Source organism: Tritonibacter mobilis, from assembly GCF_001681715.1.
Taxonomy (GTDB): Bacteria; Pseudomonadota; Alphaproteobacteria; order Rhodobacterales; family Rhodobacteraceae; genus Epibacterium; species Epibacterium mobile.
This window is the reverse complement of record NZ_LNWY01000014.1, coordinates 168398-181272: the sequence shown is the minus strand read 5'-3', so window position 1 is coordinate 181272 and position 12875 is coordinate 168398. Positions and strand designations below refer to the sequence as shown.

General features: G+C 58.8%; 16 protein-coding genes. All 16 read left to right on the top strand.

All coding sequences use genetic code 11. The features are described from left to right. Positions 1–29 precede the first annotated feature (29 nt). Positions 30–1310 carry a deoxyguanosinetriphosphate triphosphohydrolase family protein gene (locus UB90_RS14420; protein WP_207517318.1) on the top strand — a complete coding sequence of 427 codons (1281 nt, stop codon included), beginning with the start codon at positions 30–32 and terminating at the stop codon, positions 1308–1310. A gap of 133 nt (positions 1311–1443) precedes the next feature. Further along, a complete protein-coding gene (locus UB90_RS14415) occupies positions 1444–1680 on the top strand; it encodes a hypothetical protein (protein ID WP_065332004.1) in 237 nt (78 codons plus the stop codon). A 41-nt stretch (positions 1681–1721) separates the two neighbouring features. Beyond that, on the top strand, positions 1722–2450 hold the full coding sequence (locus tag UB90_RS14410; RefSeq protein WP_065332036.1) for a lysozyme: 729 nt from the start codon (positions 1722–1724) through the stop codon (positions 2448–2450). Then, positions 2450–2833 carry a bacteriophage spanin2 family protein gene (locus UB90_RS14405; protein WP_065332003.1) on the top strand — a complete coding sequence of 128 codons (384 nt, stop codon included), beginning with the start codon at positions 2450–2452 and terminating at the stop codon, positions 2831–2833. Before UB90_RS14410 ends, UB90_RS14405 begins: the two co-directional genes overlap by 1 nt. 171 nt (positions 2834–3004) lie before the next feature. Next, entirely contained in the window at positions 3005–3565 is a 561-nt protein-coding gene (locus tag UB90_RS14400) for a terminase small subunit (protein WP_235859299.1), read from the top strand. Further along, a complete protein-coding gene (locus tag UB90_RS14395) occupies positions 3562–5523 on the top strand; it encodes a phage terminase large subunit family protein (protein ID WP_065332001.1) in 1962 nt (653 codons plus the stop codon). The genes UB90_RS14400 and UB90_RS14395 overlap by 4 nt, the downstream gene beginning before the upstream one ends. A 12-nt stretch (positions 5524–5535) precedes the next feature. After that, the gene (locus tag UB90_RS14390) at positions 5536–6063 is read left to right on the top strand and encodes a hypothetical protein (RefSeq protein ID WP_235859298.1); all 528 of its coding nucleotides are present in this window, start codon (positions 5536–5538) and stop codon (positions 6061–6063) included. Beyond that, on the top strand, positions 6060–7670 hold the full coding sequence (locus UB90_RS14385; RefSeq protein ID WP_065332000.1) for a phage portal protein: 1611 nt from the start codon (positions 6060–6062) through the stop codon (positions 7668–7670). Before UB90_RS14390 ends, UB90_RS14385 begins: the two co-directional genes overlap by 4 nt. Beyond that, a complete protein-coding gene (locus tag UB90_RS14380; protein WP_235859297.1) occupies positions 7597–9678 on the top strand; it encodes a phage major capsid protein in 2082 nt (693 codons plus the stop codon). The genes UB90_RS14385 and UB90_RS14380 overlap by 74 nt, the downstream gene beginning before the upstream one ends. A 69-nt stretch (positions 9679–9747) precedes the next feature. Further along, positions 9748–9981: a hypothetical protein gene (locus UB90_RS14375; protein ID WP_065331999.1), complete on the top strand. Its 234-nt coding sequence runs from the start codon at positions 9748–9750 to the stop codon at positions 9979–9981. Continuing rightward, positions 9981–10292, top strand: coding sequence for a head-tail joining protein (locus tag UB90_RS14370; RefSeq protein WP_065331998.1), 312 nt, complete (start codon positions 9981–9983; stop codon positions 10290–10292). The genes UB90_RS14375 and UB90_RS14370 overlap by 1 nt, the downstream gene beginning before the upstream one ends. A gap of 4 nt (positions 10293–10296) precedes the next feature. Next, positions 10297–10854, top strand: coding sequence for a phage tail protein (locus tag UB90_RS14365; RefSeq protein ID WP_065331997.1), 558 nt, complete (start codon positions 10297–10299; stop codon positions 10852–10854). Continuing rightward, positions 10851–11387 carry a hypothetical protein gene (locus UB90_RS14360; RefSeq protein WP_065331996.1) on the top strand — a complete coding sequence of 179 codons (537 nt, stop codon included), beginning with the start codon at positions 10851–10853 and terminating at the stop codon, positions 11385–11387. Before UB90_RS14365 ends, UB90_RS14360 begins: the two co-directional genes overlap by 4 nt. Beyond that, positions 11384–11761: a phage baseplate assembly protein V gene (locus UB90_RS14355; RefSeq protein WP_065331995.1), complete on the top strand. Its 378-nt coding sequence runs from the start codon at positions 11384–11386 to the stop codon at positions 11759–11761. The genes UB90_RS14360 and UB90_RS14355 overlap by 4 nt, the downstream gene beginning before the upstream one ends. Then, positions 11761–12051, top strand: coding sequence for a PAAR domain-containing protein (locus tag UB90_RS22515; protein WP_074712575.1), 291 nt, complete (start codon positions 11761–11763; stop codon positions 12049–12051). The genes UB90_RS14355 and UB90_RS22515 overlap by 1 nt, the downstream gene beginning before the upstream one ends. A gap of 106 nt (positions 12052–12157) precedes the next feature. Beyond that, on the top strand, positions 12158–12853 hold the full coding sequence (locus UB90_RS14350) for a DUF4145 domain-containing protein (protein WP_081285589.1): 696 nt from the start codon (positions 12158–12160) through the stop codon (positions 12851–12853). Positions 12854–12875 lie beyond the last annotated feature (22 nt).

Here is a 12875-nt window from a genome sequence, read left to right as displayed (position 1 = left end):
TTGAGCAATGCGGGGGACCTATGATGAGAATGGATCGTTTTTCCGGCGCTGGTGTACGCGACCAGCGCCGGCCATTTGAGACTGATCACGATAGAATTTTATATTCCTCATATTTTCAGAGGTTGGCCGGTGTGACGCAGATTGTGCGGGCTGGGGAAGAGGACATATTTCATACGCGTCAGCAACACACGCACAAAGTTGCTCAAATCGGTCGAAGGCTTAGCCAACATCTGCTTCGAAAGTGCGAAGAAAGAAACATACAATGTCCTCAGCTAGATCCTGAGGTGGTTGCGGCTGCAAGCCTTGCCCATGACTTGGGACATCCACCTTTCGGTCATAAGGGCGAATACACTCTTAATGATCTCGTTCAGCAGGCAGGTGAAGAAGGGTACGAAGGCAACGCACAAACGTTCAGAATCATCACCAAGCTAGCAGTCAGATGGAATGAAACAGACGGTCTGGACCTTACTCGAGCGGTAGCTTGTGGCGTTCTCAAGTACCCGTGGCTCAGGGATGCGCACAATCCGAATAAATCGAAGAAATGGTCTGCGTATGCTAGCGAGAAAGACGAGTTTGAATGGGCTCGAAAGGGTCAGAAAGAAGACGTTCCGTCTCCAGAAGCGGCCCTCATGGATTGGGCTGATGACATCGCGTATTCCGTCCACGACTTGGAGGATTTTCACCGGTGTAACCTTATTCCATGGACGAAAATCCTAAACGACCAGGATGAGCAGCTCCAGATCGTTCATCGTACAGCAAAAAAGTGGCATGGTGGACCTGAGAACGCGATCGAAGTTCTTCAAGAAGCTCTCGCACAGCTCATTGAGCAACTAGATCTCTATCAAGAAATTTTGCAACAAAGATACGATGGTAGTCGTAGCGTCCGGGTAGGACTGCGACAGATGACGTCTGCGCTTGTGGGCAACTTCATCCAGCAAACCAAGTTAAAGTGGCCTATGTCGATAGATGTTCCACCGGAAACTGAGCGAAAAGTCCTACTATTAAAAACGATGGCTAGAGATTATATTATCTCAAACCCATCCTTGGCGGCCCAGCAGAAAGGGCAAGAAAGGATACTGCGCGAACTCTTTCAGATGATTATGAATGATACTTGTTGGGGTGATGTCGGCAACCGCAAGGTCCCGAACTATTTGCCGCCGCGATTGGAATACCTCATCGATCTTTCGGAAAGCCTAGCTCGGTTCGTCGCTGACTGCCTGTCTTCTCTCACCGAGCGGGAAATCAGTCGTCTCCACTCTCGCCTTGTAGGTTATGAAGCTGGGTCAGTGCTCGATCCTATCGTAAGGTGAATAGACTTTGCGGATCAGCTACAAGTGGCGGTCAATGAGCTGAAGTGATAGCGGCTCGGTCAAGGTAAAACCGCCAGAGGATCCCCTAACCTAAACGCGCGACCTTGCCCAAAACGGGCAGAGGGTCGCGCGCATGTCGCTTATTGAACGCATTGAACAGGCATCCACCGGGCTGGTGGTGACTGCGATCACCGGCGCGGCGTCCGGCAGTATCTGGTTGGTGCGCCGTATCTTCACCAATCAAAAGCAGATCGAAATGCTGCAACGGTCGCTGGAAGATCGCGACCGGCAGCGTGACGAAGACCGCGAGGCGCTCGCCGACGTCAGAACAGACGTGCGCGAGATCCGCGACATCCTTCACCGCAGATAACCGGGGCAATGCCCCTGACTGGGGCAAAAGGAGATTTTGACATGCAACTCATTCAAAAATGGAAACAAACCGCAAAAGGCGCGTGGTCGATCAAGTTGATTTTCCTCGCCTGTCTTCTGTCGGCGGTGCCGGTATTCCTCTCGTTGATTTCGCCGGACCTGTTGGGTGTTGACCCAGTGATGTTTGCAGCGGGGGCGTTGGTGGTCAACGCGCTTGCAATTCCGGCGCGTTTGCTGGCGCAGGCGGGGCTGTCGGACATGCTGGCAGAGTTCCGGCGGGACACAAGCGGTGCTATCCGAACACGGGCAGCGGTCGGGCTTGGCGTCGGTGCGCTGGTAGCTGCACTGGCAACACCATTCATTGCCAAATGGGAAGGCGTGAGGCTCGAGGCCTACCGCGATATCGTAGGCGTGCCGACGATTTGCTTTGGCGACACACACGGCGTCCAGATGGGCGAGACCGCGACTATGGCCGATTGTGTCGACCGGCTCGAGCGTGACGTTCGAGCTTTCTATGCCGAGATCCGTCCTTGCATGACGAACCCGAACATTCCGCCAGGCGTTCAAGCTTCCATGCTGGAATTGGCCTATAACGTGGGCGTGCCGTCGGTTTGCCGTTCTACCATGATGCAGCTAGCCAATGCGGGTCGGTATCGTGCCGCGTGTGATGAGCTGCGCCGCTGGGTCATCGCAGGTGGCCAACGTGTGCGTGGGCTCGCCAATCGCCGCGCCGATAGCAAACAGGCTCTTTGTTTAGAGGGGCTGACCTGATGCGCTGGCTGTCCCTCCTGTTGATCTGCGCAGTTCTGGCCTCGTGTTCCAAGGTTGCCGGGATCGTAGGCGGGGCTATCGGCAGCAGACCCAGCATTGCCACGAACGTCCAGGCCGGGCGCACCAATGCCCAGACCGTCGGACAGAGCGTCGTCAGCGATCAGCGGATCGAGGCGACAGAGGCACGCGACATAGAGCAGAGCACGGGCGATACGCGCGTCAGGACCGAGAGCGTCCAGACCATCATTGTCCGCGAAGATCCGCCGCCTTGGCTCTTGCTTGTGGCGCTGTTGGGCTGGCTGTTGCCGACGCCAGGACAGATCGGCGCCGGGCTGTTCGCTTTGATCATCAGACCCTTTCGCGGGTCCCTCCCTGGGGGGTGACGTCTGTGGGTAGCCGTACGCGCCGAAATTTATGTGTGCGTGCCGCCGGGCGATGGGGTTGTTTATTATATAGATCGCGCAAGCGATTGAGAGAGAACGACAAAATCGCTTTGAGACATAAAGTCGGCATCCATGCCGAGGTTTGGCCGAAATTTATCGAAGGGGCCTCAAGTGTCTGACAAGAATAAGAAATCAAAAGGACAGGTAGTAAACCGGGCGGACCTCGCCAATATCAACGGCGTGTCGCTGCCGACGATTGACGATTGGGTGCGCCGTGGCTGCCCAGTGATGCAGCGGGGTGCGCGTGGGCGCGCCTGGCAATTCAACACTGCCGAGGTGCGGAACTGGCGCGACGACGATATTCGCGCACAGGCTGTTGAGGCTGGCCCGGCCACGAAAGACGAATTGATCCTGCGCAAGCTGAGAGCCGAGACCGAACAAGCCGAGCTTGATCTGTCGAAGGCGCGCAATGAGCTGGTGCCCGTCGAGCAATTTGACCGCGCGATGACAAAGGCATTTGGCGAAGTGCGGGCGGGATTTCGCAATGTGCTGCCCAGCCGTGCCGCGCGGCGCCTGATCGGCGAGAGCGACGAGACCAAGATGAAAGAGGTGCTGATCGACGAAGTTGATCAGATCCTCCTGGTTCTGTCGGATTCCGACCTGATCCACGAAACCGATCTTGAGGTCGAAGACGACGAGGAAGACGACGACGAGGGGGCGAACAGTGAGTGAACGCCCGGGCTGATTTCTCCAATGCGCGGGCGCTTGTCCGCAGCACCCGGCGCGCCCGGGCGTTTTTGCGCCCGCCACCTGACCTAAAGCCGTCGGAGTGGGCCGAACAGAATATCAAAATTCCCATCGGCAATGCGGTGCCGGGGCCGATGCGGTTCGATAACGCGCCGTATCAGCGCGAAGTCATCGACATGACGGCAGATCCGCGCTGCAATCGGATCTCGCTCATGTGGGGCGCGCAGGTTGGCAAGACGCAGACCGCGCTTGCCGCACAGGCGTTTCGGATCGGGTTCAATCCTGTTTCCCAAATGATGATGCAGCCCAGCCAAGGCGACTTGACGACGTGGCTCGAGACCAAATTTAATCCGCTGGTCGAGGAAAACGACGGCTTGGCCGAGGTGCTCGCCAAGCCCCGGGCGCGGCATGGCGTCAACAATCAGCGAATGAAGAGCTACCCCGGCGGGTTCCTTATGTTCAGTTGGTCGGGATCGCCCAAAACCATGCGGGGCCGGTCAGCGCCGTTTATCGTCTGCGACGAGACAGACGGCTATGACCGGACCAATGAGGGCCACCCGGTCGGCCTGTTGTGGCAGCGGGCGGCGACCTTTGGCGATCAGCGGCTCTTGCTGGAAATCAGCACGCCGACGATCAAGGGCGGCAGCTGGATCGAAAAGGCCTTTGATCAGGGCGACCAGCGGTATTTCTATGTGCGCTGCCCGCATTGCGGCCACCTGCAAAAGCTGGACTGGTCGCAGGTGACCTGGTCCAAAGATGCCGACGGTGTGCACCTCGCCGAAACAGCCGGCTATCTGTGCGCTGGTGACGGCTGCGGCACGGTGTGGAGCGACGGCGAGCGCTGCGCCGCGATCCGCAACGCAGAGCGCGAGGGCGGTGGCTGGATCGCGACGAAGCCGTTTCGCGGTCATGCGTCCTATCATCTGTCTGAGCTGTATTCCTGCTTTCGGCGGCTCGAGGATATTGTGCAATCCTTCCTCGAAAAAAGGGCGGCGGGGGATCTGCAAACCTTTGTGAACGTGTCCCTGGCCCAAACATGGGAAGAAGAGGGCGACAAGCTTGAGGCGTCGGTCTTGATGGCGCGTGCCGCGAAATTCGCGGCACCGGTGCCGATGGGGGCAGGCGTACTCACTGCCGGGATCGACATGCAGAATGACCGGCTCGAGGTGGAAATCGTTGCCTGGGGGCTGGGAGAGGAGTCCTGGTCTGTCGATTACAAAACGCTCTGGGGCGATCCTCTGCAACAGGATGTATGGGACGAACTGGACGCTCTGCTGTCGGAAACATGGCAACATGAGAGCGGCGCCGAGTTGCGGATCTCTGCGGCGTGCCTCGATACCGGCGGTGAGGGCGGGCGCACGCAAGCGGCCTATGACTACGCGCGCAAGCGGCTGGGCCGCAAGGTCTGGGCGATCAAGGGTGTTGGCGGTTGGGGCCGTCCTATCGTGACCGCGCCGTCGAAAATAAAGCAGCGCGGAACACGTCCGGTCTATCTGCACTCTGTCGGTGTTGATGAGGCGAAAGCGGTGGTTGCCCAGCGGGCGCGGATCAAAGATCCGGGGCCGGGTCACTGCCATTTTCCAGAACATCGCGATCCGGCATGGTTCGACATGTTCACCGCCGAGGCTCTGCGCACCCGCTATGTGAAGGGGTTCGCCGTGCGGGAATGGCACAATGTGCGCCCGCGCAACGAAGCCTTTGACTGTCGCGTCTATGCCTATGCCGCGCTGCGGATTTTGCGCCCGAACGTGAAACGTCTGGTCGAGGCCCTGCATCCACAGGACCATGAGATCGAGGCGGAGATCGAAGACACCGCCGCCGATCCGGTCGCGCCGACAGAGGCTACGGCAGAAGGAAATCCGCCAGAGGAACCAGAGCCGGAAACCCGGCAACCTGTCAAAAAGCGCGGCTGGGCAGCGAAGAAGCGCCGCCGCAGGCACTAGGCGGGGCGAAGCGTGGGCGACATTCCAAACGAAATCGGGGCTGGGTTGACTTTTCGGGCCGTCGTCGAGCAGCCGCATTATCCGGCGCCTGAATGGGGTTTGACCCTGTTCTTGCGGGGGCCGGGGACAATTGACCTGGAAAGCATCGCGACCGGGTCAGCCCATGCATTCGAAGCGGCGGCCACGGTTACAAAGGATTGGGCACCGGGGCGCTATGCTTATGTGATCCGTGCGACCGACGGCAGCGATGTGCAGCAGGTCGCGCAGGGCGAGGTTTTGATCGGCCAGGATATCGCGGCACAGGCGCAGGGTTTTGACAGTCGCGATCACGTGCGCAAGGTGCTGGACGCAATCGAGGCGGTGATCGAAAACCGCGCGACTATCGACCAGCAGAGCTACACCATCAACAACCGATCCCTGCAACGCACACCGTTGTCTGAGTTGGTGAAATTGCGCAACCAGTATCGCACTGAGCTGGCAGCCAAGAAGACGCGGCGACGTGGTGGTTTCGGGCGCTCGATAAAGGTGCGTTTGACATGATCGGGCGGCTGTTCAGACGCGAAGATCCTGTTGCGCCGGAACCGGGGCGCAAGCCGCCTCCGATGCTTACGGTGCCGCGGCGTCGTGGCCAACGTATGTTCGCCGCCGCAGAGACCGACCGCATGACGAGCGGTTGGACCAATGCACCAATGCCGGCGGATCAAATCATTCGCCGTAACTGGCGCGTGCTGGTGGCGCGGTCGCGCGAGCAGTCGGCGAACAACGATTATGCCAAGGCATTCAAAGCCAGCGCCCGGCGCAACCTGATCGGGCAAAAGGGGCTTGTGCTCCAGGCTCAGGCTACGGATTTGGGCGATGCCCTGGATGCCGGGGCAAACAAGGCAATCGAGACCGCCTGGCGCACATGGTGCCAGGCCATGAATTGCGATGTGAAGGGGCGCCGCACCTTTCGCCAGATCCAGAAAACAATCGTCAACGGGCTTTGCACCGACGGCGAGTTCATGGTGCGCATGGTCTATGGGGCTGATGCAGGCCCGTGGGGCTTTGCGTTGCAGGTCCTCGATCCGGTTCTGTGCCCGGTGGATTTCGACGAAGATCGGCGCCCCGGTGGCGGGTTTGTCCGTGCCGGCATCGAATATACCAAGATGGGCCGACCGGTGGCCTACTACTTCACGACTCTGGATCAGTCGCAGGCGGATTATCACTATTCCGGCCGGGCGTTTCTACGCGTGCCCGCCGATGAAATCATTCACTGGTTTGAAGAGGATTTTGTAGGCCAGAAACGCGGCTTGCCGTGGATGGCGACGGCGTTGCTGCGGATGCGTCAGCTGGGCGAGTTTGAGAAAAGCGCCCTCAATAATGCCCGTGAAGGCGCGAACAAGGTTGGCGTGATCGAGTGGGCCGAGGGCATGGGCCCGGACATCGATGACGAAGAAATTCAGAACGAAGACGGCAGTCTTGTCGATATCGAGCTGGAAAGCGAAAGCGGCGTCTACCACCAATTGCCAGCGGGCGCCCGCCTGAAACGGGTGGAAACCGGGTATCCAAACGGTGAAATGCAGGTGTTCTCAAAACACATGCTGCGCGGTGTCGCGACCGGTCTGGGCGTTGCCTACAACGATCTTGCCAATGACCTCGAGGGGGTGAACCTGTCGAGCATCCGGCATGGCGTTCTGAGTGAGCGCGATCAATGGATGGAGCTGCAAGAGAGCCTGATCGAGGCCTTTGCCCTGCCGATATATGAGCGTTGGCTCGCCCATGCGCTGTTGCAACAGAAAATCACGCTGCAAAACGGCTCACCGCTTCCGGCGGGCAAGCGGTCGAAATTCCTCGCGGTGACGTTTCAGGCGCGCCGCTGGCAGTGGATTGATCCTGCAAAAGACGTGAAGGCCGACACCGACGCCGTCGATAATCTGTTCAAGTCGCGCGGCCAGGTGATCCGCGAGCGCGGGCGCGACCCGCGCGAAGTCTATGCCGAGATTGCCGCCGATATCGCGGCGATGCGTGAGGCGAAGATCCCCGAGAACGTGATTGAGGCCTTGATCACAGCAAAATCAAAAGGAGGGCAGGGCAGTGGACAGCCAGCCAAAACCGGCACCGGAGAAACCGATCCAGACGCCGACCCAGACCCCGACAAAGGCGAGTGATGTTATCGGGCGGTCTTTGACCCGGGAAGTCACTGCCGAGCAAATCAACGCGCGGGGAGAAGGCGGTGCCATGCGCCGCATGGGTGAGGTGCGCGAGATCAACGTCGAGGCGCGCACGGTCGAACTTGCGTTCTCGAGCACGACGCCGGTGCGGCGCTGGTTTGGCGATGAGGTGCTTTCCCATGACGCCGATGCCGTGGTTCTCGACCGTCTGCTCGACGGCGGGGCGGTATTGGTCGGGCACAATTGGGACGATCAGGTCGGCGTTGTGCAAAGTGCGCGCGTCGATTCCGACGGCGTCGGGCGCGCTGTCGTGCGGTTCGGCAAGAGCGCCCGCGCCAACGAGATCTTTCAAGACATTGTCGATGGCATTCGGCAGCACGTCTCGGTTGGCTATCGGGTGATCACGATCAGCGAGGAAATTCGGGAAGGTCAGCCAAACCTTGTCACGGTCACGCGCTGGGAGCCGTTCGAGATTTCGGTTGTGCCGGTGCCAGCTGATCCGACCGTCGGCATCGGTCGGGGATTGGAAAATCCGCCAGAGGCAGGCGGTGCAGAAGCCCGGCAAACTGGCGGAGAGAATGCGGGCGCGGTGGCCGAGCCCAACGATACAGGACAAAGGGAAACACAGATGAAAACCATCATCACCCGCGACGCCGAGGGCAATCTTGTCCGGGCAAAGGTCGACGAAAACGATCAGATCATCGAAGTGATCGAGGTGCTCGAACGCGCAGGCGCGGCGGAAACTGCGATTGTGCAGCGCGCCCAAGAACAGGAAGCGGCCCGCGTGCGTGAGCTGACCGAGTTGGGCCGCGAATACGGTGCGCCGGATCTCGCAACCGAAATGATCGCCGGTCGCCATGGTGTGTCCGATATGCGCGAACGGCTGCTGGACCACCTGCACCAGCGCAGCACTCAGGACCGCCAGCTGTCCGAACGTTCCGGCATCGGCCTGACCGATAGCGAAACCGAGCAATTCTCTTTCCTGCGCGCGATCCGGGCGCTGGCGAATCCGACAGACCGCAGCGCGCAGGAAGCCGCAGCGTTCGAGTTCGAGGTGTCCGACGCGGCTGCGGAGGCGCAGGGCCGTGATGCACAGGGTGTCATGGTGCCGATGGATGTGTTGATGCGCGCGCCGCTCAACACGGGCAGTGGCGGGGCCACAGCGGCGGACACCGGCGGCAACACCATCGCAAATCCGCTGCTGACGCAGAGTTTTATTCAGATGTTGCGTGCGCGTACGATCTTGTTGCAGCTCGCGACGCCGTTGATGGGGCTGGTGGGAAATCCGGATATTCCGACGCAAGAAGGCGGCGCCGCAGGCTACTGGATCGGAGAGGACGACGAGGCGGCAGAGGACCTTTTGAGCCTCGGGCAGCGCCAGTTTTCGCCGAAGACCGTCGCAGCCTATTCCGAGATTACCCGCCGCACCTTGAAACAGTCGAGCATGGATATCGAGGCGCTTGTGCGCAGTGACCTTGCCCTCGCCTTGGCGTCAAAGCTGGATCTGGCCGGATTCTATGGCACTGGCACCGACGATCAGCCGCTTGGGATTGCCAATACAAACGGCGTGAACGTGGTGGATTTTGCGGGGGCCGGATCTGGTGGCGGCGTTGCAATGCCGACCTGGGCCGAAGTGATCCAGATGGAAAGCGATATCGCTGCCGCCAATGCTGACGTGAACCGTATGGCCTATGTGCAGAACGCGAAAATGCGCGGCCATTTCAAGAGCACCCAGAAATTCGACGGCACCAACGGCGCTCCGATCTGGGAAAGCGACAACACCGTCAACGGCTATCGCGGCGAAGTCACGAACCAGATCGCAAACGGCGACGTGTTCCATGGTGATTTCGGTAATGTTCTGGTGGGCATGTGGGGTGGTCTCGATATCACCGTCGACCCCTACACACACAGCCGTCGCGGGCGCCTGCGTATCGTGACCATGCAGGACGCGGATTATGTTCTGCGCCACCCTGCGGGTCTCTGTTACGGCACCGACGCCAGCTAACCGGCGCTCGAATTAGACCTCTGGCCGGATCGGGCCAGGGGCAACACCCCCTGAAAAAGGATCGAAAAAGTGGCTGACACCAAGAAACCGCAGAAAGATACCTACGCCGTCACCAGTGCTTTTGTCTGGGACAAGGCGATCAAGAAGCCAGGCGACAAGGTCGAGCTGACCGCAGCCGAAGCCCACGGGCTGAAAGCACGCGGCAAGATCGAAGAGCCAACGGCGAAACCAGCCAGCAAGAAGGCGGCAGCGACCGACGCAGCCAAATCCGGCACGGCAGCAGCGCCCAAAGCGCCCGCCTAATGCCAACGCCGAGCTGGGATAATCCCGACGCCTTCCTGTCCGTTGATGATTTTGCCCTCGAGGCGAACATCACGCCACAGGGAGGCGTTTCGCGTCCGGTGCGAGGCATCTTCGACGAGCCTTATTTCAATGCTCAACTGGGCGAATATGAGGCTGACAGTTCCGAGCCGCGCCTAACGTGCAACGAGTTGGACGTCACGGATTTAGCCCCGCATGACTCCGTCGAGGTGGCTGGCCGTGCCTACTACCTTGCGACCTATCCGCAAGCCGACGGCACCGGTTTGGCGGTGCTGCGACTGGTGCCGGAATAGCGCGATGTTCCGCCCCATCATCGAAACTTTTGATGAAAGCGAGTTGCAGCGGATCGCGGACGAGTTCGACGCCAGCAAGAAGGACCTGCGCGCGGCATACTCCCGCGCATTACGACGTACAGCGCAGACCATGAAAACCCGCGCGCGCAAGGGGTTACGCACCAAGCTTCACCTGCGCACTGCGGCGGAGCTGAGACGTCGTTTGCAGGGATTTCGATTTAAGCGCACCGCTAACATGGGGACCGTTCGCATGTGGTTTGGCCTAAATGACATGCGCGTTTCGGCTTTCAAAGGTCGGGCTGTAAAGACTGCGACCGGCGCGAGCTTCGCAGGTCAGGCGTTTGAGGGCGGTTTCATCGGTCGGAACGCGAAGGGTCGACCAACGGTAAAGCATCGTGCCGGATCGCGCGCCTATCCTGTCAAAGAGGCCAGAATGCCAATCGACGACGTAGCCGAGACCTACATCGAGGACGAGGTTTTCGACGGCATCGAAGAGGTGTTTTTCCACTATTTCCGGGCCGAGGTGCGCGCCCGAACGATCTACGGAGTGGGCAAAAAATGACCCGAACTGTTGACCTTGATGTGATGCACGACGCGATTATCGCGCAAATTGGAGCATGGTTTCCAACTCTCGAGACCGTCGGCGACTATCAGGAGGATCGCAGAACGCTATCCGTTCCGGCGGTTCTGATCGAATTGATCGATATGGAAGGCGACCCGGATGCAGACCCCGGCACCGGTCAAGCGCCTTTCGTTTCCAAATGGGTCGCGCGGGTAATCCTTGGCTCCAAAGCGGAAGACGTGAAACGCGAGGTGCGCAAACTTGCCGCGGCGTTGGGAGCGAAAGTGCATCAGCAGCGGTGGGGCCAGGCTGTGAGCCCCGCGCAGGTGACCTATATCGGCCCGGACGCCTTCGACCCTGATTTTGACAAGTTCGAGGTTTGGGCGGTTGAATGGGATCAACAGATCGACCTGGGGGAAAGCGTCTGGACCGGCGAGGGCGTTGTTCCGCAGGTGGTCAAGGTAGGGTGGTCGCCGGATATCGGCCCGGGCAATGAAGCCGACTATTCCGACAGCGTCGAGGCTGCGCCATGAGTTACGGAGCCGCTAGGAGCGAACAGGCGCGCGAGGGGATTGTTCGTTTCGGTGTCGTGACCGCATTGGACCCAGGGGCGGCGCGAGCGAAGGTCAGTTTCGGGGGCGAGAGTGAAAGCGGCTGGTTGCCCTGGCTTGCTCCCCGGGCGGCTGCGATCAGTGTCTGGGCTCCCCCCAGCGAGGGGGAGCAGGTGATCGTTCTTTCGGAGTCCGGCGATACCGCGCAGGGCGTAATAATTGGATCAGCGTTCAGTAATGGCAATGCGAGCCCAGCCGCAAGCGCTGGCCTGTTTAAGATCCAGGTCGGCCCGTCGTCGATAGAGATCGACGCGAGCGGAATCCGCATCAAAGCCCCCAAGATTGATTTGAACTGATGCCAGCGGTGACCCGAAAAGGAGATAGCTGCACCGGCCACGGGGATTTTCCACCTCGACCCAGCACCGGCGGCAGCGGCACAGTGTTTGTCAACGGAAAGCCTGTTCACCGCCGAGGCGATGCCTGGGCGGTGCATTGCAACCCGCTGAATGCCTGTCATGGCGGCAGTCTCGCAGCAGGATCGGGAACAGTATTTGTTGAAGGAAAACAGATCGGTCGTGTAGGTGATCCAGTTTCTTGTGGTTCGGTTGTTGCGATGGGTTCACATGATGTTCAAGCTGGAGGATAAAGTCCTTAGGGTAGGTTGTTAGTGACAATCGAGAAACAATTGAGTTCTAAGTCTACCATTTTCGTTAACCCTACGGCGGTGAACTCAATCCAGAACGGTAAGATACATGCACGAAATCCAGTTCGTTAACGCCAATCTTCTTCAGCCTGATGGAATTATTGAAAAAGAAGAAAATCTATTTGGATCAATTAGTATGCGATGTCCTCACTGCCGGCATATTGGTACATTCTCGGGGGTTTCGAGTGGCATACGCTGGTACAAACACAAGAAGATCGAAGACAGCGAAAGTGAAGGTTTCGTAGCTGGGATCAGAGTATGCCCCAACGGTGAGTGCCGCGGACTTGTGTTTGCGATAACGACAAATAGCTGGGTTAAGCCAACTCTAGTTAAGTCATTCCCGCCTGAGGTCATCGACTATGACAATACCGACATCCCGGAACGTCTGAAAACAACCTTAGAAGAAGCAATCCTGTGTCATTCAGTCGGAGCATACAGGGCGGCTGCCATGATGGTTCGCAGACTACTGGAAGAGTTATGTGAAGATTGTGACGCTACTGGAAAAACACTTCATGATCGATTGGAAACGCTAAAGAATAAAATCTCTATGCCTCATGAACTCTTTGAAGCGATGGGTGAACTCAAGGCGCTGGGAAATGATGCAGCGCATATTACAGCGAAGAACTATCTAGATATCGGAGAGAACGAGTCGGAGGACTCTATTGGTCTGGCAAAAGAGATTCTTAAATCGCGGTACCAGTTGCAAACGCTGGTGAACAGGCTGAGGAGCCGTAAAAAAGCGTAATAACGACCTGCTGCCAACTCAG

What these genes read in the sequence shown, in the direction of transcription:
- UB90_RS14420 (WP_207517318.1), top strand. Translation starts at nt 30, where the DNA reads ATGGATCGTTTTTCCGGCGCTGGTGTACGCGACCAGCGCCGGCCATTT.
- UB90_RS14415 (WP_065332004.1), top strand. Translation starts at nt 1,444, where the DNA reads ATGTCGCTTATTGAACGCATTGAACAGGCATCCACCGGGCTGGTGGTG.
- UB90_RS14410 (WP_065332036.1), top strand. Translation starts at nt 1,722, where the DNA reads ATGCAACTCATTCAAAAATGGAAACAAACCGCAAAAGGCGCGTGGTCG.
- UB90_RS14405 (WP_065332003.1), top strand. Translation starts at nt 2,450, where the DNA reads ATGCGCTGGCTGTCCCTCCTGTTGATCTGCGCAGTTCTGGCCTCGTGT.
- UB90_RS14385 (WP_065332000.1), top strand. Translation starts at nt 6,060, where the DNA reads ATGATCGGGCGGCTGTTCAGACGCGAAGATCCTGTTGCGCCGGAACCG.
- UB90_RS14370 (WP_065331998.1), top strand. Translation starts at nt 9,981, where the DNA reads ATGCCAACGCCGAGCTGGGATAATCCCGACGCCTTCCTGTCCGTTGAT.
- UB90_RS14365 (WP_065331997.1), top strand. Translation starts at nt 10,297, where the DNA reads ATGTTCCGCCCCATCATCGAAACTTTTGATGAAAGCGAGTTGCAGCGG.
- UB90_RS14360 (WP_065331996.1), top strand. Translation starts at nt 10,851, where the DNA reads ATGACCCGAACTGTTGACCTTGATGTGATGCACGACGCGATTATCGCG.
- UB90_RS14355 (WP_065331995.1), top strand. Translation starts at nt 11,384, where the DNA reads ATGAGTTACGGAGCCGCTAGGAGCGAACAGGCGCGCGAGGGGATTGTT.
- UB90_RS22515 (WP_074712575.1), top strand. Translation starts at nt 11,761, where the DNA reads ATGCCAGCGGTGACCCGAAAAGGAGATAGCTGCACCGGCCACGGGGAT.
- UB90_RS14350 (WP_081285589.1), top strand. Translation starts at nt 12,158, where the DNA reads ATGCACGAAATCCAGTTCGTTAACGCCAATCTTCTTCAGCCTGATGGA.